Annotated in this window: 18 protein-coding genes; 12 read left to right on the forward strand and 6 right to left on the reverse strand. The window is 69.1% G+C overall.

Annotation, left to right across the window (positions count from 1 at the left end; translation table 11 throughout):
- Nucleotides 1-85: 85 nt before the first annotated feature.
- Entirely contained in the window at nt 86-784 is a 699-nt protein-coding gene (locus AB0D27_RS41070; RefSeq protein ID WP_362519572.1) for a phosphatase PAP2 family protein, read from the reverse strand.
- A gap of 225 nt (nt 785-1,009) precedes the next feature.
- Nucleotides 1,010-2,017: a bifunctional lytic transglycosylase/C40 family peptidase gene (locus AB0D27_RS41075; RefSeq protein ID WP_362519574.1), complete on the reverse strand. Its 1,008-nt coding sequence runs from the start codon at nt 2,015-2,017 to the stop codon at nt 1,010-1,012.
- A gap of 88 nt (nt 2,018-2,105) precedes the next feature.
- Here AB0D27_RS41075 and AB0D27_RS41080 point away from each other — a divergent pair, with 88 nt between their 5' ends.
- Entirely contained in the window at nt 2,106-2,768 is a 663-nt protein-coding gene (locus tag AB0D27_RS41080; RefSeq protein ID WP_362519576.1) for a hypothetical protein, read from the forward strand.
- On the opposite strand, the gene AB0D27_RS41085 is transcribed toward AB0D27_RS41080, so the two are convergent.
- Both AB0D27_RS41085 and AB0D27_RS41090 read right to left on the reverse strand, forming a co-directional pair.
- Complete coding sequence (locus AB0D27_RS41085; RefSeq protein WP_362519578.1) at nt 2,752-3,528, reverse strand: trypsin-like serine protease; 777 nt, start codon at nt 3,526-3,528, stop codon at nt 2,752-2,754. The genes AB0D27_RS41080 and AB0D27_RS41085 overlap by 17 nt on opposite strands.
- 141 nt (nt 3,529-3,669) lie before the next feature.
- Nucleotides 3,670-4,101 carry an ATP-binding protein gene (locus AB0D27_RS41090; RefSeq protein WP_362519580.1) on the reverse strand — a complete coding sequence of 144 codons (432 nt, stop codon included), beginning with the start codon at nt 4,099-4,101 and terminating at the stop codon, nt 3,670-3,672.
- Nucleotides 4,102-4,341: 240 nt separating this feature from the next.
- Here AB0D27_RS41090 and AB0D27_RS41095 point away from each other — a divergent pair, with 240 nt between their 5' ends.
- The 10 genes from AB0D27_RS41095 to AB0D27_RS41140 all read left to right on the forward strand — a co-directional run bounded on the left by AB0D27_RS41095 (nt 4,342) and on the right by AB0D27_RS41140 (nt 15,720).
- On the forward strand, nt 4,342-5,187 hold the full coding sequence (locus AB0D27_RS41095; RefSeq protein WP_362519583.1) for a helix-turn-helix transcriptional regulator: 846 nt from the start codon (nt 4,342-4,344) through the stop codon (nt 5,185-5,187).
- A gap of 10 nt (nt 5,188-5,197) precedes the next feature.
- Nucleotides 5,198-5,389: a DUF397 domain-containing protein gene (locus AB0D27_RS41100; RefSeq protein ID WP_362519585.1), complete on the forward strand. Its 192-nt coding sequence runs from the start codon at nt 5,198-5,200 to the stop codon at nt 5,387-5,389.
- A complete protein-coding gene (locus AB0D27_RS41105) occupies nt 5,382-5,645 on the forward strand; it encodes a DUF397 domain-containing protein (RefSeq protein WP_362519587.1) in 264 nt (87 codons plus the stop codon). The genes AB0D27_RS41100 and AB0D27_RS41105 overlap by 8 nt, the downstream gene beginning before the upstream one ends.
- 1,041 nt (nt 5,646-6,686) lie before the next feature.
- Complete coding sequence (locus AB0D27_RS41110) at nt 6,687-8,003, forward strand: S53 family peptidase (RefSeq protein ID WP_362519590.1); 1,317 nt, start codon at nt 6,687-6,689, stop codon at nt 8,001-8,003.
- Between the two features lie 474 nt (nt 8,004-8,477).
- Nucleotides 8,478-8,786 (forward strand): hypothetical protein, encoded by a 309-nt coding sequence (locus tag AB0D27_RS41115; protein WP_028804304.1) that lies wholly within the window; start codon nt 8,478-8,480, stop codon nt 8,784-8,786.
- 202 nt (nt 8,787-8,988) lie between these two features.
- Nucleotides 8,989-9,837, forward strand: coding sequence for a hypothetical protein (locus AB0D27_RS41120; protein ID WP_362519594.1), 849 nt, complete (start codon nt 8,989-8,991; stop codon nt 9,835-9,837).
- Nucleotides 9,827-11,149, forward strand: coding sequence for a hypothetical protein (locus tag AB0D27_RS41125; RefSeq protein WP_362519597.1), 1,323 nt, complete (start codon nt 9,827-9,829; stop codon nt 11,147-11,149). Before AB0D27_RS41120 ends, AB0D27_RS41125 begins: the two co-directional genes overlap by 11 nt.
- Nucleotides 11,146-12,705, forward strand: a complete 1,560-nt coding sequence (locus AB0D27_RS41130; protein WP_362519600.1) for an SCO6880 family protein — start codon at nt 11,146-11,148, stop codon at nt 12,703-12,705. The genes AB0D27_RS41125 and AB0D27_RS41130 overlap by 4 nt, the downstream gene beginning before the upstream one ends.
- Before the next feature lie 14 nt (nt 12,706-12,719).
- Complete coding sequence (locus AB0D27_RS41135; RefSeq protein WP_362519603.1) at nt 12,720-14,144, forward strand: ATP-binding protein; 1,425 nt, start codon at nt 12,720-12,722, stop codon at nt 14,142-14,144.
- A gap of 13 nt (nt 14,145-14,157) precedes the next feature.
- Nucleotides 14,158-15,720, forward strand: coding sequence for a type IV secretory system conjugative DNA transfer family protein (locus AB0D27_RS41140; protein WP_362519606.1), 1,563 nt, complete (start codon nt 14,158-14,160; stop codon nt 15,718-15,720).
- An 18-nt stretch (nt 15,721-15,738) separates the two neighbouring features.
- Here AB0D27_RS41140 and AB0D27_RS41145 read toward each other — a convergent pair whose 3' ends face one another.
- Nucleotides 15,739-16,299 carry a GNAT family N-acetyltransferase gene (locus tag AB0D27_RS41145; protein WP_362519609.1) on the reverse strand — a complete coding sequence of 187 codons (561 nt, stop codon included), beginning with the start codon at nt 16,297-16,299 and terminating at the stop codon, nt 15,739-15,741.
- 123 nt (nt 16,300-16,422) lie between these two features.
- Between AB0D27_RS41145 and AB0D27_RS41150 the strand changes: the two genes are divergently transcribed.
- Nucleotides 16,423-17,184: a CDP-alcohol phosphatidyltransferase family protein gene (locus AB0D27_RS41150; RefSeq protein WP_362519611.1), complete on the forward strand. Its 762-nt coding sequence runs from the start codon at nt 16,423-16,425 to the stop codon at nt 17,182-17,184.
- Nucleotides 17,185-17,256: 72 nt separating this feature from the next.
- On the opposite strand, the gene AB0D27_RS41155 is transcribed toward AB0D27_RS41150, so the two are convergent.
- A partial coding sequence (locus tag AB0D27_RS41155; protein WP_362519614.1) for a bifunctional YncE family protein/alkaline phosphatase family protein occupies nt 17,257-19,751 on the reverse strand: 2,495 nt, incomplete at its 5' end.

Genomic DNA, 19,751 nt, shown 5'->3' on the forward strand with positions numbered 1-19,751 from the left:
AGCGCGACAAGGGGGGTCTGGGGGGCAGAGCCCCCCAGGTATGGGACGGGTAGGGGCGGAGGGGGCGAAAACCCCAAGCTCAGCCCTACGCGGCCAGGTCCCGTTCCTCGGGCTGCTCGGACCGGGCCCCCGGGATCAGAGCGTCCTGCCCGGCGGGAGCCACCCGGGCCCGGATCAGCCACCCCACCCGGGCCGACCGCTCCACCGCCTTCGTCACCGGCGTCAGCAGAGCCATGGCCAGAGGGGACAGCAGCAACGCGACCGCGGTACCGAGCGCGAATCCACCCACCACGTCCGTGGGGTAGTGGACGCCCATGTACACCCGGCAGAAGCCCTCGAGCAGCGCGAGCCCTATCCCCACCAGCCCGAACTTCCGGTTCGCGACGAACAGCCCGACCCCCATCGCCATGGTGAGCGTCGCGTGATCACTGACGAACGAGAAGTCGCTCTTGCCGGAGACGAGGACATCCAGCCCCTGATGGTCGGCAAAGGGCCGGGGCCGCTCCACGAACCCTCGTATCGGCACGTTCACCAGGACCGCGATCCCGGCCGCGAGCGGCGTCCACACGAGCGCGGCCACGGACACCGCGGCACCGTCACCGCCCCGCCGCCGCACGGTCCACCAGCACCACAGCACCAGCAGGACCATGGCGAGCAGCAGCCCGTACTCACCCATGAATTCCATGCCCCGGTCGAACCAGCGAGGCGCGTCCTTGGCGAGGCCGTTGATGTCGTAGAGCAGGTCGACGTCGGGGTTCGAACCGGATTCGGCGAGTCCAGCCATGGTGCTGCGGCCCCTTCGTCGTCTTTCCCGCGGGCACACCCTTTCGTGCGCCGCTCGATCCACCCCCGTGGTCGTAGTACCGCCAAAACCGCGTCAGTGAACAGCGCTACCTGAGAAGGAACGCACAGTCCCCTCTTATACGTTCCACCCTCCACGGAATGATCACGCAGACGTTATCGAAGAGAGACACATCGCCGCAGCTCAGGGGGTGGGTTCAGGCCCGGTTCACACCGCCGTGGGCAACGCTTTCGCGCCATCTTCGGTCACCCGGGTGGCTCCGAAGTAGTCAGGGGTGTCGACGGGGTCGAAGCGGATCACGGCACCCGGCCTGGGCGCGTCGATCATGTACCCGCCGCCGACGTAGATCCCGACGTGCCGGATGGCCCGGGAGTCGGTGAGGTCGTCGGAGAAGAAGACCAGATCCCCCGGCAGCAGCTCGGCCCGCTTCGGGTGAGGTCCGGCGTTGTACTGGTCGTTGGCGACTCGCGGCAGCGTGACGCCCACACTCTCGTACGCGGCCTTCGTGAGCCCCGAGCAGTCGAAGCGTCCTGCCTGGTCAGTGGTGCCGTTGCCGCCCCACAGATAGGGCGTGCCGAGCTTCTTCTGCGCGTAGGTGATGGCCGCGGCGGCCTGCCTGGAGGGGTCGACCCGGGTCACCGGCGCGGCGAAGCTCTTCGACAGTGTGGTGATCGTCTTCACGTAGTTCTGGGTTTCCTTGTACGGCGGCACGCCCCCGTACTTGATGACCGCGTACGCGCCCGCGTTGTAGGCGGCGAGCATGTTCTCCGTGACGTTTCCCGGCGCGTCCTTCACATACGAGGCCAGCTGGCAGTCGTACGTGGCCGCCGACGGAATCGCGTCATTCGGATCCCAGACGTCGCGGTCCCCGTCGCCGTCACCGTCGACTCCGTGCGTGGCCCAGGTCCCCGGGATGAATTGCGCTATCCCTTCCGCTTTCGCCGGACTCTGCGCGTTCGGATTGAACCCGCTCTCCTGATACAGCTGGGCGGCGAGCAGCGCGGGGTTAATGGCACCGCACAGATTTCCCCACTTCTGTACGAGAGTCTGGTACGCGGCGGGTACGGCGCCCTTGGCGAGTCCGACCGAGCCTCCGCCGATCCCGCCCGCGAGGTTCCCGGCGACCATGTAGACGCCGACGACGAGCAGCATCACGAAGCTGATCCCGGCCCCGACGGCAGCGGTCGCTACGATCCATGCCTTACGCACCGTCAACCGCCCCTCACCGCCCGGGAGTCCGTCGGCCTCAGTCTAGAGGCGGCCCCCGCGCGGCGGGACGATCACGCACAAGGAGAAACCGCACGTGGCGACCCCGCCCCCGCACTCGAACGCGCCCCAGGGCAACCCCTTCGCACCGCAAGGCGGTTACGCGCCAAACGGGGCACCGACGGCACCGGCGTATGGCTCATACGGCACTCAGGACGCGTATGGCGCGCAGAATCCGGCGTACGGCGCACAGAACTCGGCGTACGGCGCACAGAGTCCGGCGTACGGCGCACAGGACTCGGCGTACGGCCACAATCCCTACGCCCCCGCGGGCGGCTACGCCTACCAGGCCGCCCCGCCGCTCACCCCGGGCTGCCGGATATGCGCCGCGCAGCCGGCCGGGGACATGACCATCCGTCAGCACACTGGTCTGCTGGTCGCGATGCGTTTCTCCAAGATGGAAGGCCCGTTCTGCCGCTCCTGCGCCACCGCGATCCACCGCGAGATGACGACGAAAACCCTGGCGGGCGGCTGGTGGAGCCCGGTGTCGCTGATCGCGTTCACGCCCGTCACCCTCCTCTGGAACCTCTACGTCCGCGCGAAGATCAGGAAGCTTCCGCACCCGACGCCGTCCCCGACCGGCGTGGTCATGGACCAGGGCAAGCCGGTCCTTCAGCGTCCGCTGGCGTATGTGGTGCTGCTTCTGCCGCTGCTGTGGCTCGCCGCGTACATCTCGAACGAGGTCACTTCACGGTCGTGACGGCTGCCTGGCGGTAGAGCGCCGTGACCTCGCCGCCGAAGACGACGCTGTAGGAGATGTCGTCGGTGGAGCCGCCCTCCTCGTGGCCGCCGATGACGCCGACGACCTCCCCGTCGCCGTTCACCCAGGGGCTGCCGCTCGTCCCCGCGGCGAAGGCGGGGCACTCGATGCGCTGCTGGGCGGGGTCCTGGACGGTGGGCTTGTTGGTGCAGGTGAGGGGGGTCTCGAAGGAGCTGGGATACCCGGTGACGGTGACGGCGGTCGAGCCGGTGGCGCGCCCGGAGGCAACCACGTTTCCGCCCCCAACGGCGTCCTCGAGGTCCTCGCCCGCCTTGTCCTCCACGACGGCGAAGGCGACGTCGCTGTCCTCGTCCGCGTTGTCCGTCCACCCCTCGGGGACGAAGATGCCCTGGACCTCCCAGAACCCGTAGGGCGCGCTGCCGTCCCGGTAACCGGGCGCGAAGCGCATGGCTCCTGCGCCGGCCACGCAGTGCGCGGCGGTGACGATCAGATCGCGCTCGGCACTGTGCACGACGGAAGCGGTACAGAAGTGCCCGTTGCTGCCGGTGGTTCCGCCGCTCCCGTGGAACAGCGCCCCCACTCGAGCGGTCTGCTTGTTCACGGCGGCGTGGACGGTCACCCCGAGGGGCCCGGGACCGCCGTCGGCGGCCGCCACGGAGGAGGACGTGACGGCCAACAGCACAACCGCACCGAGCAGAGCGTGCCGCCGGGTGCCTGGGGGACGGATGGTGCGCTTCATCACTCCTCACCTTGCCGCGCCGCGGTGAGAAAAACCCTGCGGCCACACTGAGAATTCTCTGTGAGCCCGCGCTGCCCGTCATCTCGAGGAGGCCCTCTACCCCCGGGCTGGGTCACCGAGGAGCGCCCTGCCCGGCCTCCGTCACCCCGTGCACTCCGCCCACAGCAGCTTCCCGCCCTTCGACGCGCCCAGTTCGCGCAGCACGGAGACGCCCCATGCGTCCGCGCAGGCCCGCACGAGGGGCAGACCGCGGCCGTGTTCGGCGTCTTCCGGGGGTAAGGGGGTCGGGGTGCCGTTCGCCGTGAAGCCCGGTGGGACTCTCGGGTCGGTGTCCCACACCGCGACCGTGAGCCGGTCCGGCTGGACCGAGCGGATACGCAGGGCGTAGGGGCCGTTGGTGTGCAGGTGGGCGTTGGTGAGCAGCTCGGACGCCAACAGCTCGGCGGTGGGCGTGAGTTCGGCGAGCTCATGGGCGGCCAGGATCGTGCGAAGGGTGACCCGGGCGATACCCGGGGCACGGGGATCATGCGGGAGTTGGAGGGTGTAGGCCCAGGACGGGGATACGGTTGCCATCGGAAGTCTCCGATCACGGAGGAGAGTTGGGCGGTGCCGTGTCGTTACGGGTGGTACCGGTGGTGCGGGTGCTACGGAGTGCCCAGTGACCGCGGTCGCTCCGTCGAGCGGGGTGCTTCTGGGCGGGGGCCCGACCATTAAGGTAGCGGGGCCTCATGTCATGCATGACACGAATGCTTGAGTATCTATGACTTGCCACCCGTGTGGGTGACCAGCCGCAGCAAGGAGGCGGGCCGGCCGATGAGAAGCAGCCCGACGGGTCGACAACTCCGCTTCGGCGGTGAGCTGCGCAAACTGCGCGAGCGAGCGGGCCTGAGTGCGACCCAGGCCGGTCAACTGATCGGCGCGCAGCAGAGCCAGATCAGCAACATGGAAGCCGGGCGCATCGGCGTGAGCGCGGAACGCGTGCGGACGCTGGCCTGCCATTACAAGTGCGCGGACAAAGCCCTCGTCGAAGCACTCGCGGGCATGGCCTCCGAACGCAAACGCGGCTGGTGGGAGGAGTACCGCGAGATCCTGCCCGCCGCGCTGCTGGACCTCGCCGAGGTGGAGCACCACGCCGGACACCTGCGTACCGCCGTCACCGTGCACATCCCCGGCCTGTTCCAGACCACCGACCATGCCCGCGAGCTGTTCCGCCTGGTCGTGCCCGAACTCGCCCCACCGGACATCGAGCACCGGGTGTCGTTCCGCATCAAGCGTCAGACCGTCCTCTTCAGGGATCCTCCCACCCCTCAGGTGGCGATCGTCCACGAAGCGGCTCTGCGCATGCAGTTCGGCGGAGCCACCGTGGCCAAGGCGCAGTTGCGGCACCTGCTGGACATGAGCGAGCGGGACCACATCATCCTGAAGGTGCTCCCCTTCGCCGCGGGTTCCTTCCCCGGCTCGGGCCAGTCGATCTTCTATTCACGCGGACCCGTGCCCCAGCTCGACACCGTGCACCTCGACCAGTCCCACGGCCCCGTATTCCTTGACGCCGAAGCTCAGCTACAGATGTACCGAGTCCTCCTGGACCGTATGGAATCCGCGTCCCTCACCCCCGAGGACTCCCGTGACTTCATCCACAAGCTGATCCACGACCTGTGAAGGAACCCGAATGATCCAGCATGCCCCCTGGCAGAAGTCGTCCTACTGCGGCTCGGGCGACTCGTGCGTACACGTCACCGGCACCCACGCCCGCATATATCTCACCGAAAGCGGCGACCCCACCCGAGCCATACTCGGGGCCACCCCCGTGGCCCTCCGCGCCCTCATCCACGTACTGAAGGAGAACCACCCCCGTGGCTGAAGTCCCCCCCAACCTGGACTGGGTCCGCGCCGCCCCGGACGACGCGACCGGCCCCGGCCCCTGGATCGAGCTCGCCTTCGGCGACAACGACCTGGTCTACATCCGGGAGACCAGCGACCCCGAGAACGTCGTCACGACCACCCAGAAGAAGTGGGACGCGTTCGTACTGGGCGTACAGGCGGGAGAATTCGACCACTTCGTCGAGGGACTGGAGGACATCGAGGGCACGGAAGCCGAGCCGGCTGAACGCCAGTAGACACGGGACCGTCGGGGGCCCGAGGGGCCCCCGGGTATGCGGGCGCCCCCGTTGACTGGGACGCGTCCGGAGGGACGGGGCGCGATCACGCCCCGTCAGCACGCCGGGCGGGCCGCCAAGGCCGACATGACTGGCCCCTGCCTGGCGGGAACCCGCTTGAGTTGTCAGCCTCCGAGAATCCCGCTGGGCAGAACTCCGCTGATTACGCTGGCGGGGTTGGTCGAAAGGGAGTCGACGGGGTTACCGCCGGAGCCGTTGGCGCTGTTGCCGGGGAGCAGACCACCGAGAGCGCCGGAGCCGCCGGCAAGACCTCCGAGGAGCCCACCGCTACTGCTCGGCGGCGGGGTGTCGGCGGAGGCGCTGGGGACGCCGGAGACGAGCAACCCGACGGTGAGAACGCTGACGGTCGTTACGACTGCGCCCGCCCTGCGTAGGGTTTTGCGGTTTACCATCGGTACCTCCGTATTGCCGTTGTTTTGACCCCGACAACACAGTCTTCACACGGCGGCCCGGTCAGGCTCTGAGAACAATGGAGATTCACCCCTAATGATCAACGGCCGACCAGCGGATCCCCGGCGAGCCGGCTCGCCCGGCCGCTTCGGAAGTGACTTGTTCGATACCGACAATGGGCGGCGCCGACAGCCGACGTGACCAGCGGCAGCAACGGCTCCTGCACGACGATCTACTTCTGCACCGCCAAGTCGGGCTACGACGGCCCGACCGGCTGGGGCACCCCGGAGGGCGTCGACGCCTTCACCGGCTGACCTTCGACGGGACGGCGTGCGGCGGGCCGTGGCATCCAGCCACGGCCCGCTTGTCAAAAACCCTTGAGAACACTGTGAGTTGAGTCAAGCAGCCGTCAGCTTCCAGCCATCCGGCAGCCATGGAGAGGTCACGCGGAAGTCAGGATTCCAGAAGCCTCTTGTTGTCGCGTACTCAACAAGAGATGGTCATCCGCGGGCCGCACGGCCCACCGCCGGGGACACCGAACCGGCGGCGCACCCGCACCGCCCCTGCCAACCACTCTCAGGAGGCTGTACGTTGCGCACCACACCGACCCAAAGACCTTCCGTACACGGCAGTTGGTGCCGAATAGGCGCAGCCGCCTTCGGCACGGCGGCACTCGTCCTCGCGAGCTTCGGCAGCGCCGGAGCGGCGGACGCCCAGGCCGGCGTCGCGAAGGTCACCCCCCACGTCAGCTGGACCAGGGCATGCGCGACGCCCACCAAGGCGGACGTCGCGGCCTGTAACGCCAAACGCGTCACCGGCGGCGTCACGGAGTACCTGGCGGACAAGGCGTACGCCAAGGGCGTCACCCCGAAGGCCGCCGACGCCTCCACCCCCTCCGGTTTCGGGCCGACGGACCTCCAGGCCGCCTACGGCCTGACCTCCGCCGCCGCCTCCAACGGCTCGGGCGAGACGATCGCCATCGTCGACGCGTACAACGACCCGAACGCCGAAGCGGACCTGGCGACCTACCGCTCGTACTACGGCCTGACCGCCTGCACCACCGCCAACGGCTGCTTCAAGAAGGTCAGCCAGACCGGCTCGACGACCTCCCTGCCGTCGAGCAACACCGGGTGGGCCGAGGAGATCTCCCTCGACCTCGACATGGCCAGCGCCATCTGCCCGAAGTGCAACATCCTGCTGGTCGAGGCCAAGTCCGCCACCATGGCCAACCTCGGCACCGCGGTGAACGAGGCGGTGACCCTGGGCGCCAAGTACGTCTCCAACAGTTACGGCGGCTCCGAGTCCTCCTCCGACACCTCATACGACACCTCGTACTTCAACCACGCCGGTGTCGCCATCACCGTCAGCGCGGGCGACTCGGGCTACGGCGCCGAGTACCCGGCGGCCTCCAAGTACGTCACCTCCGTCGGCGGCACCGCGCTGACCAAGGCCACCTCCACCACCCGCGGCTGGACCGAGACGGTCTGGAAGACCAGCAGCACGGAAGGCACGGGCTCGGGCTGCTCCTCCTACGACGCGAAGCCCACCTGGCAGACCGACACCGGCTGCTCGAAGCGCACCATCTCCGACGTCTCGGCGGTCGCCGACCCGGCCACCGGCGTCTCGGTCTACGACTCGTACGGCATCACGGCGGGCTGGTACACCTTCGGCGGTACGAGCGCCTCCTCGCCGATCATCGCGGGTGTGTACGCCCTCGCCGGCACCCCGTCCTCCAGCTCCTACCCGGCGAAGTTCCCGTACACGGCGGCCGGCACCTCGGCGCTCAACGACGTGACCTCGGGCAACAACGGCACCTGCACCACCAGCTACCTCTGCACCGCCACGTCCGGCTACGACGGCCCGACCGGCTGGGGCACCCCGGAGGGGGTCGCGGCCTTCACCGGCTGACCTCCGGGGGCGGGGCCGCCGGGGGGACGTGGGGATCCTCGGCAGCACCTAGGGAACGGGTCGCGGCAACCAGCCGCGGCCCGTTTTCCCGTGCCGGGAGACAGCGGGATAACCTTCGGTCATCGACGCGACGGCCCGTCAGAAACGGGACACGTGCGAGGCATGGCTACGAGGCGGGCGGGGCGTGCGCTTCGTAGAAGGGGGTTAACGACAGAACCACACCACAGGTTCCGGTCTTACTTCATTGCCCGGCGTGACCGGCCGTGATACACAGAGTGACCATACGACCCCTCGCATACCGTCCCAGGCTCCCCTGAGCGTCCCGCTTGGGCCGGTGGCAAGGTATTCGTACGAAACCCGCCAATCAATGACGCCAAGTCGACATACGACAGCGTCATTGTCGGCGAGAATGGGCCCGGCCTCTGCGCGCAGTGGCAGAGGGTGCAGAACTACCCACTAGGGGCGGTGACTTACATGCTTTTCGCAGCCGACAAGGGCGACATCACCACGATCATCGGCGGGATCGCCCCGGACTGGGGTCCCTTCGGCAGCCTCGGCAACGAGGCGAAGGTGATGATCGAGGTCGTGATGGCGGTCGCCATCCTGCTCTGCCTCGGCATCGCGATCTGGGGCGCCGCCAAGCAGCGCATCGGCGCGACCGCCCTCCGCGACACCTTCAGCGCCGAACAGGGCAAGGGCCTCATCATCGCGGGCCTCACCGGAGTCTTCATCATCGGATCCCTCGGCACGCTCTTCACCATCGTGTACGGCATGGCTGTCTAGCGCGTGCCCGGCGCCCCCTTGCCCGGCCGGGCGCGCCCGGACCCCTCTCCCCTCCGACCCACCTGTCCGTCGTGCCCACCGGCTGAGGTTGCGTTTCCCTGATGTCCCTGATGTCGAGTCACCACACCGCGCCCGCGCGGGAACCAGCACGGCTACCGTCGTACTACTTGGTTCAGCGAGAGGTTGAGGGGGCGTACGCGACATGAGTCTCGGCGACGAACCCGGCTACGGCGACGGCCCGCGCGGCGAGGACGGGGGCTACGGCGGCTCCGGCCAGACCCGCACCCGCCTCCCCGACCGCCCCGGCGACGTATACGGCGGCGCCCGCCGCGGCCGTTCCGCCTCCCGGAGCCTGGTCACGGTCGTCGGCGTCGTCGTCCTCCTCATCGCCGCCATCGCCTTCGCCAACCGCAGCGACGACTCGTCCTCCTCCGGAGGGGGCCCCAGCGACAAGGCCAGAACCTCACCGACGGCGGCTTCCGGGCAACATCCGGTGGAGTCGAAGACAGCGGGGATCCCGGCGGGGTTCGCGCACAGTGGGGAGGGGGCGGAGAGCGCGGCGGCGAATTACGCGGTGGCGTTGGGATCGACGGGCATGTTCAAGACGGCCACACGGCACGACATCGTCAACACGATCTATACGTCGGACGCGGCCGGCCAGCTCCAGGGCCCGATGGACCAGGCGTACTCCGCTGACTTCCTCAGCAAGCTGGGGCTCGACGCGGGCGGCAATCCGCCGGCCGGCAGCACGTTCGTCTCGCGCACGATCCCGGTCGGCACCAAGCTCCAGCAGTACAGCGACACCGGCGCCAACGTCTCCGTCTGGTACATGGGGCTCATCGGCATGTCCGGTCAGACCTCGACCGACCCCGTCAGCTCGACCTGGAAGACGTGGACCTTCGAGCTCCAGTGGGACAGCGGCGACTGGAAGATCGTGACGGGCTCTCAGAAGGACGGCCCCGCCCCGGTCCCGGGCGACGACAAGGCCGCCACCTCGGAAGAGATCAGCAAGGCCATTGAGGAGTACGGAGGGTTCACGTATGCCCGGTAGCCGAAGCCGCGCCCTCAAGCTCACGGCCGTCGTCGCCGTCGTACAAAGCACGGCGGTCCTGCTGGCCACCCATGCCGCAGCGGCACCGACCCCGACACCGTCGACCTCGCAGGACCCGTGCGGCCTCCTGATCGGTCCCGCCAAGCAGTACTGCAAGAGCGACAAGGGAAGCGGCGGCTCCGGCAGTACCACCGACCCCAGTCTCACCTCGACCCTCGACCCCCTCTCCTCCCTGGCCAAGGGCTGCGCCGACGCCGCCTCCTGGACCGTCGACAAGCTCTCCGCCGCCGTGAACGACACGGCGAACGTGGACTTCACGAACCCGAAGTTCCTGCAGCAGTACGCGGTCGTCTTCGCGGCGTCGACGATTCTGACGCTGCTGCTGTGGCTGCTGGCGGTGGCGAAGAGGGCGGTGCGCGGAGTCCCGCTCACCACCGCCCTCTCGGAGGCGATCGGGTTCCTGTGGCTGACGGTGCTGGCGTCGGCGTTCACGCCGCTGATCCTCTACACGGTCGTATCGGCGACGGACGGCGTGACCGAGGTGCTCGCCAAGACCACCGGTAACCAGACGAACGCGTTCTTCGGGACGTTCTCGGGCGCCCTGAGCAAGGGCGAGAACATCGGCGGCGGCCCGATCATGCTGATCGTGGTGTCGCTGGTGTCGATCCTGGCGGCCGGCGTGCTGTGGCTGGAGCTGGTCATCCGCGCCGCACTGCTCTACGTGGGCGCCCTCCTCGGCACCGTCGTGTACGCGGGCCTCGTCGACAAGAACCTGTGGGGCCATGTCCGCCGCTGGGCGGGCATCATGATCGCGGTGATCCTGGTGAAGCCGGTGATCGTGATCGTGCTGGGCCTGGCGGGCGCGCTGTCCTCGGACAGCGGCCCCGACGCGTTCTCCGCCGTGGTGTCGGGCCTAGCCATCATCCTGCTGGCCATCTTCGCCAGCGCGATGATCTACCGCTTCGTCCCCGGCTTCGGCGACGAGATCGCCGGCTCCCGCAACAACCGCATCATGCAGGGCGCCGAGGGCAAGGCCGCGGCCGTGATCAGCTCCCCGGCCACCCTGGTCGCGCAGGGCATCAAGACGCACAGCTCCCGCGCCGACAACAACGGCGGTGGCGGCGGCAGCCAGCCCCGCCCCGCCAACCCCGCGTCCGGCGGTGTGGCCGCGCACAGCACACGTACGCCGAACGGAGGCGGCGGATCTGTCCCCTCCGCCGCACCCCCGCCGCGTACCAGCCCGGTCAACACCCCGCATGCGAGCAACACCCGCAACAGCAGTACCAACCGCACGGGAGGTGAAGGGCGTTGACGACCGAGTCCCACGTGTCCCATCCGGTCACGCCCCGCCGTACATATCTGATCGGCCGCGCCCGGCCGAACGCGATCGTCGGCCGGAACCGCGAGTCCGGCGAGATCGCGCTGATCATCGCGGGCGCGTTCCTGGGCATGATGTGCGGCCTGCTCGTCCCGGTCCTGTCCCTGCGGATCGTGCTGCTGATGGGCTTCCCGCTGCTGGCCCTCGCCGCGGTGTACGTCCCGTACAAGCGCCGTACGTTCTACAGGTGGTTCGAGATCAACCGCAGCTACAAGCGGACCCTGCGTCGGGGGACGACGTACCGCAGCAATGTCATGGAGGCCGGTACGCGGTTCGACGGGAAGGAAGTCGAGATCGGCCCGCCGCCCGGCATCGGGCGGATCCAGTGGCTCGCGGCTCCCTTCGGCCCCGACGAGATCGCCGTACTGCTGCACGCCGACCGGCGGACGGTGACGGCCGCCATCGAGATCGAAGGGCCCGGCGTCGGCCTGCGCGACAGCGAGGACCAGGAGGCCCTCGTCGACCGCTTCGGCACGCTCCTCAAGCACGTCGCGAACGGCGACGGATTCGTCACCCGCCTCCAGATGCTCGCCCGCACCCTCCCCGCCGACCCGGACGCCCACGCCAAGGACGTCTCCGTACGGGGCGACGAGCGGGCCCCCGGGTGGCTGCGGCAGTCGTACGACCAGCTCCAGTCCATGGTGTCCACGAGCAGTGAGCAGCACCGCGCCTATCTCGTCGCGTGCATGCCCTACTCGCGCGAGCTGGCCGCCGAGGCGCAGGCCATGGCCCGGGCGGCGCGGCCGCAGGCCGGCCGGAAGCTGGACCGCGACGCGGGCCTCGCCGTCGTCATGGCGCGCGAGCTGACCGACATCTGCTCCCGGCTCCAGGAAGCCGACATCCGCGTACGGCAGCCGCTCGGTCAGGGGCGGCTCGCCTCGCTCGTGCACTCGATGTACGACCCCGACCACCCCATGGACCACATCCAGGCGATGACCAAGCGCAACGCCTGGCCGGCCGAGCTGGACGCCATGGAGCCCACCTACCTTCAGGCGAAGACCCGCGAGTCCTCAACCCGCGCCCCGTGGTGCCACGCCACGGCCTGGGTGAAGGAGTGGCCGATGACCCCGGTCGGCGTCAACTTCCTGGCCCCGCTGCTGGTCCACACCCCGGACGTCATCCGGACGGTCGCCGTCACGATGGACCTCGAGCCCACCGAGGTCGCCATCGAGCGCATGCTGACGGAGAAGACCAACGACGAGGCCGAGGCCAGCCGCCAGTTGAAGATGAACCGCACGGTGGACCCGCGTGACATCGCCTCGCACAACCGTCTGGACCAGCGCGGCGAGGACCTCGCGAGCGGCGCCGCGGGCGTCAACCTCGTCGGCTACATCACCGTCTCGTCCCGCTCGCCGGAAGCCCTCGCCCGCGACAAGCGCACCATCCGCGCCTCGGCCGGCAAGTCGTACCTGAAGCTGGAGTGGTGCGACCGCGAGCACCACCGGGCCTTCGTCAACACACTGCCGTTCGCCACCGGAATCCGCAGGTAGGGGCTGATGTTCTGATGCGGGATCCGCTGTCCGCCGCGACCGACGCCTTCACGTCCTTCCTCTTCGGCAAGGTCGAGACGACCCGCCTCCCCGTGCGCACCTCCACGGGCCAGGCCCAGGCCGTCTACCTCCCGACCGCCGCGCCCGGCCTCGGCGACTCGGGCGTCATCATCGGCCGCGAGGTGTACTCCGGGAAGGGGTACATCTACGACCCCTTCCAGCTGTACGGGCAACAGCTCCCGGCCCCGCACTGGCTGGTCCTCGGCGAGTCCGGCAACGGCAAGTCGGCGCTCGAGAAGACGTACGTACTGCGGCAGTTGCGCTTCCGCGACCGCCAGGTCGTCGTCCTCGACGCGCAGGGCGAGGACGGCGTCGGCGAATGGAACCTCATCGCGCAGGAGCTGGGGATAACTCCCATCCGCCTCGACCCGACGGCCGCCCTGGACATGGGTATCCGGCTCAACCCGCTCGACCCGGCGATCACGACGACGGGCCAGCTGGCGCTTCTGCGCACCATCATCGAGGTCGCGATGGGCCATGGCCTGGACGAGCGGTCCGGCTTCGCGCTCAAGGTCGCGCACGCGTACGTCAACGAGACCATCGTCGAGCGCCAGCCGGTGCTGACCGACATCGTGGAGCAACTGCGCCACCCCGAGCCCGAGTCGGCCGAGGCGATGAACGTCGCCCTGGACGACGTACGGGCGTGGGGCCTGGACGTGGCCCTGGTTCTCGACCGCCTGGTGGACGGTGACCTGAGGGGCATGTTCGACGGCCCGACGACGGTCGGCATCGACCTGGACGCCCCGCTGATCGTCTTCGACCTGTCCCACATCGACCGCAACTCCATCGCCATGCCGATCCTGATGGCGATCGTGGGGGTGTGGCTGGAGCACACCTGGATCCGGCCGGACCGCAAGAAGCGCATCTTCCTGGTGGAGGAGGCCTGGCACATCATCAACAGCCCGTTCGTGGCCCAGCTCTTCCAGCGCCTGCTGAAGTTCGGGCGACGCCTGGGCCTGTCCTTCGTGGCGGTGGTCCACCACCTGTCCGACGTCGTGGACGGCGCGGCGGCGAAGGAGGCCGCGGCGATCCTGAAGATGGCGTCGACCCGGACGATCTACGCCCAGAAGGCGGACGAGGCGCGGTCGACGGGCCGGGTGCTGGGCCTTCCCCGCTGGGCGGTCGAGATCATCCCGACCCTGACACCCGGCATCGCGGTCTGGGACGTCAACGGCAACGTCCAGGTGGTCAAACACCTCATCACCGAGACCGAACGCCCCCTCGTCTTCACCGACCGCGCCATGACCGAGTCCTCCGCCGACTTCCTCTCCGACGACGCGCTGCGCGCCGCGGAACTGGAAGCCGAGGAGCGGGCAGCGGCCTTCATGGAACAGCACCTCAGCGATCTCGACGACTCCTCCGAGTCCACGGTGGCCTGAGAGGTGGCGTGAGATGAGACCGGACCGACGCGACGAGGAAAGAGGCGTCCCCGACGGGCTGTTGGTCGGGGTGCTGGCCTTCCTTCTCGGCATGACCTTGATGGTGTGGACGGCCACCGGCCTCGCGGCCTGGTTCTCCCGGGGCGCCTGGCCGGACGCCGTCACCTTCGCCCACACACCCCTGGCCATGCGCCACCTCATCGGCCAACCCCACGATGTCGCCGGCGCCTGGCCGGACGCTCCCCCGACCCAACTCTCCGGCTACGGCCTCTTCTGGGGCCTGTTCATCGGCCAGCTGATGGTGCTGCTGGTGCTCGCGGTGTTCGTGATGGGGACGGTGGCAAGGTGGAGGGCGGGCAGGGTGCGGCGGAAGGCGGAGGCGACGGCTGTGGGCCCTGTCGGCGCCTACGGTGTGGGGGTGCCACGCCAGGCCACGGAAAGGCAGCCGGCAGCGGAACCCGCGATGGAGCGTCAGCCGCCGACGGCCCCCCAGCCGACGCCGGCCCCCTCGACGGCTCCCCTCGCAGCCAACGGTGAGCGGCCGGGCGGGTGGGAAACAACCCGCGCCGAAGGCGCCACCCCCACCACGCACCCGCAGCCGCCGACGCCTCCGCCGGCAACTGACGGTGAGCCGGCGACCGGCTGGACAGCGACCCGCGCGCTCATCCTCGGCCCCGCCGAAACCCGCCACCCCACCGCGACCCAGGCCGTACGAGACGCGGAGGGCCCCGCTCTCGTCATCACCTCGAACCCGCAAACCTGGTCGGAGACCAAGGACGCCCGAGCCAAACTCGGCCCCGTCCTCCTCTACGACCCCGCGCACCTGTGCGACACCCCGGCCCGCCTCCACTGGTCCCCCGCCTCCGGCTGCGAGGACAAGGCGACGGCGGCGGCAAGGGCGGGGGCCCTCCTCGCCCCCGTGCGCCCCACCGCCAAGGTGGACCAGGCGATGGCAGACGTCGCGGAAACGCTCCTGCGCAGCTATCTGCACGCCGCCGCCGTGGAGGCCAAGCCCTTCCGCCACGTCCACCGCTGGGCCCAGGGCACCGGCGTACAGGACGCGGTACGAGCCCTCCGTACAAACCCCAAGGCCGCATCGGGCGCCGCGGGCGAACTCGAAGCCGCTCTCACCTCGCACCCCGAACGCCGCGACATCGCCCAGGAGTTGACAGCCCGCGCCCTCTCCTGCCTCTTCACGGTCAACATCCGCGAATCCTGCGCCCCGAACCGAAGTGACAGCCTCGCCCTGGATTCCTTCGTGAACGAAGGGGGCACGCTTTATGTGGTCGGCGAACCCCTCGAGGACCCCAAGGCGAACCCCGGCGCCATGCCGCTCCTGACGGCCCTCGCCTCAAGCGTGGTCGAGCGCGGCCGGCGCATGGCCGAACGGTCATCCTCCGGTCGCCTCGACCCACCACTCACGCTCGTCCTGGACGACGTCGCCGCCGTGGCCCCGCTCCCCCAGCTCCCGGAGCTCCTCACCGCCGGAGCGGACCGCGGCCTGCCGACCCTGGCCCTGCTCCGGTCCCGGGAGCAGCTCCGCAGCCGCTGGCCGCAGTACGAGATCCCCGTATAGCCGGCCCTCGCCGGGGCCCTACGCGGCCCGCTCCCGAGTGATCACGAACTCGACCTCGAGCTCTCCCGGAGCCCCCGGCACCTCCGTGGTCCCCCCGGTCGGCACGAACCCCGCCTTCCTGTAGAACGCCTCGGCGCGGGCGTTCTTCTCGTGCACGAAGAGCCGTACCCGCTCCAACCCGATCCCCCAAGCCCACTCAAGCGCCGCATCGAAGAGCGCCCGCGTCACACCGGCCGCACTCCCTCGGTGCTCGGGCCGTACGAAAACCCCCACCAGATGCGCCTGGCTCAGCTCGACCACGCTCCCGAAGGGATCTCGCGATCCGGCCTCCTCGACCAGCACGGTCACGGATCCGGCCCAGACCCCGTCCTCGCCCACGACGACGATCTGCTGCCGTTCCGTCGCCCCCTCGGCCGCCCCCGCGGCTCGCTCCTTCCAGAACGCGTCGGACTTCGCCGCGGCGTCCTCGTACGTCTCCAGGAACGCCAGATGCGCGACCGGATCCCGCAGGGCGGCGAGCCGAAGCTCCTTCACCTTGGCCCACTCGTCGGAACGTATCGAACGGATCACGTGATTCATGCACGCCACGGTATTACGCGGGTACGACATCGCTCACCTGATATCCACCCTGGTGATCGCCGCCGTCCGGGCTCCCGGCATGCTCTTCCCTGTAGGCACATGGAGCGCAGGGGAGAAAGCCGTATGACCAAGGTCCAACTGGACGAACTCCGCGAGGTCATCCATCCCGCGGGCAAGCTGGACAGCAGGGCCGAGCACTGGGCCGGCCGCCTCTACATGCGGTCCGTGTCCCTCCGGGTGACGCGCCATCTGCTCGGCACACGTATCTCGCCGAACCAGCTCACGGCGATCATGGTCGTGGCGGGCGTGCTCTCCGGAGTTGCCCTGATCCTGCCGGGCCTGGGCGGCGCCGTACTCTCCGTCCTCTTCATGCAGCTGTACCTGCTGCTGGACTGCGTGGACGGCGAAGTGGCCCGCTGGCGCAAGCAGTTCAGCCCGCTCGGCGTCTATCTGGACCGCCTCGGCGCGTACCTCGCCGACGCCGCCGTCATGGTCGGCATGGGCATGCGCGCCGCCGAACTCGGCCTCGACCCCTACCTGGTGGCCGGTCTGGCCGCCGCCATCGGCGTCCTCCTCCTCAAGTCCTCCTCCGACCTCGTACATGTGGCCCGCTCGGACAGCGGCATGGGGAAGGCAACCGACCAGTCCGTCGTCCCGCGCTCCACCGGCCTCGCCCGGGTCCGCCGCCTCACCTCGGCCGTCGGACTCCATCGCCTGGTCAACGGCATCGAGTGCACCCTGCTGCTCCTCGTGACCGCGATCGTCGACATGGCGCTCGGCGACCTGACGGCCACGAAGATCGCGACGGCGGCCGTCACGGCGATCGTGTGGCTGCTGGTCCCCGCGCACATCGTCTCGATCGTCGCGTCGTCCCGCCTGAAGTAGCAAGAGGCATACGGCGAGGGGGGCGGCCTGTCCGAGGCCGCCCCCCTTCTTCCGCTTACCGCCCGTGCTGACTCAGTCGTCGTCGTCCTGGTCCGCCGCCTGATCCTTCGGCACGGACCCGTAGAGATCGTGCCGCGGTTCGGGCATCACGGAGGCCTTGCCGCGCACGCTCTTCCAGATCGCCTCGTTGAAGGTCCGCTCGTCGATCTGGTCCTCCTTGGTGAGGTCCTGTTTCCCCGACACCTTCGCCATCGGCGAGTTGACCGTGTTCACAGCCGCCAGATCGGTCGACGGCTTCACAGCGTCGTACGCGCCGGCATCCGGCTTCGCTGTGAACGAGTTCACCATTGGTGTGGCGTACGCGTCGAACTGCGTCATCGGCGACAGCCCGAGCACCAGCTCGATCGTCCGCACCATGGAGGCGGTGCTGTAGAAGGTCGAGTCGACCCGCCCGGTCTGCGTGTACGGGCTGATGACCTGCGAAATCGTCCGGTGGGCGTCCACATGGTCGGGCCCGTTCTGCGCGTCGTCCTCCGTCACGAAGATCGCGGTCGACTTCCAGTACGTGGAGTGCGACACCTTGTCGACCAACTGCCCGAGCGCCCAGTCGTTGTCGGCGACGTACGCCTGCGGGGTCGGCATCCCGGCCTTGGTCCCCGAGGTGTGGTCATTGGGCAGCCGCACCATCTCGAAGGCGGGGAGATTCCCGTTCGCCTCGTACTGGGCGAACTCCTTCTTCCACTCCTCGATCCGCGGGCTGCCGCAGGTCGTCGTCCGCGCGGGGAAGCTGTTCGCCGAGTCCGGGCAGTTGAGGTTGTACGGCCCGAAGTCATGGTCCGTCCCGGCGTTCAGCACCGGATCCTCCGCCCCCGCCTTCCCTGCCGCGTCCACGTTCACATAGAACCCGTAATTGCGGAAGCCGACGCCTTTGTCCGCGAGCCGCTGCCAGATGTACGCGTGCTCGGGGTCCTTGTTGGGCGCGATGGCGGGGTCGTGGTTCTCCGACGGATAGGAGTGGTTGCGTCCGGAGTAGTTGCCGGGCCAGCCCTGCTCGCTGTACGGGTTGGAGTTGGCGGCCACGGTCCAGTTCCAGCCCTGCGCGCTCACCTCGGCGTCCGCGTAGAAGTTGTCCAGCGTCACGAACCGCTTCTGCAGCGCACGCGCGTTGGGCACGGAGTCGTCACCGAAGAGATTCAGCGAGGCGTCCCCGTTGCCCTGGCTCAGCGATCCGAACTCCTGGTCGTACGTCCGGTTCTCCTTGACCACGTAAATAATGTGCTTGATCGGCGACTCCTCCCCGACCCGCCGGGGTACGACAGCTCCGCTCGCCCGCGGATTGTCCTTCTGCTCGAACCCGTTGTTGGCGACGACGCTCTGCGTCCACCCACTCAACTGCTGCGCGCCGCCGTCCAGGGAGATGGTCGACAAAGTGCCCATCATCATCGATCCGGAGTACTGGTCCGGCGACGCGGGCGCGCTGGAGGTGGGGTTGGGATATCCCGGCCCGTTGTTCGGCGCGGCACCGAGTCCCTTGGCGTTGGTGACGTACAGCTTCCCGTCGTGCGGGAGGACTGCCGTCGGGTACCACGCCGTCGGGATCAGCCCGTCCGTCTTCCCGTCCTTCACGCTCACGACAGCGATGTCGTTGTTCCCGGAGTTGGCGACATAGAGCCGCTGCCCGTCGTCGGACAGCGCCAGCGCGTCGGGATTGCTGCCGACGGGCGCCTGCGCATAAGGCGCGAGACCGATGGTCCGCGTGACCTTCCGCGTCCCGTTGTCGATGACACTGACCTCGTCGCTGTCTCCGTTGGCCACATAGAGGGTGCCCCCCGCCGCGTCGGCGATGATGGCGTTGGGATGCGTCCCGACCTTGACGGATGCCTGCTGCACGGGCGCGGCACCGCTGACATCGAGCACGCTGACGGTGTCGCCGCCCTGGTTGGTGACATACGCGGTCTTCCCGCCGTCGGTGAGCGCGACGGCGTACGGGTCGTGCCCCGCAGCCGTGGTCGCCATCGAACCGTCGCCGAGGTTCACCACGGTCACCGCGTCCGCGAGCCGGTCGGCAACGACCAGCCGTTTCCCGTCGGGCGTGACGGCGATCCCGGCCGGATACATGTTCACGGCCTGCCCGTCGGGGTTCTTCGTCGGCAGCTTGATGGAGTCCTTCTCCGTCAACCGCCCGTCCACCACGTCATACGTGTGGATGATCTCGCGCCCGCCCCCACTGGCGAACGCGCGCTTGCCGTCAGGACTGAACGCCAGCCCGGTGAAGATGGCCGCCGGGCTGTTGTACGAGATGGTCTGCACGACCTCCGAGTGCTCGGGGTCGACCACCTGCAAGGACTGGGTTCCCTGACCGGCGTTGCTCACCAGGAGCATGCTCTTGTCGGGCGACAGCACCGCGTTGAGCGGCAGGTTCCCGAGCTCGGTCTGTTGACCGGCGGGGGTGACCGTGTAGCCGACGGGGGTGATGGCCGTCCCGTCGCCCTTGGGGCCGGCGGCGCCCTGGCTGGCTGGGCTGGGCCTGCGAGTCCCAGCCGCCGAGGGCCCGGATGTGGTCGGCG

Origin of the sequence: Streptomyces sp. NPDC048415, from assembly GCF_040651675.1 — a bacterium.
Lineage (GTDB): Bacteria > Actinomycetota > Actinomycetes > Streptomycetales > Streptomycetaceae > Streptomyces.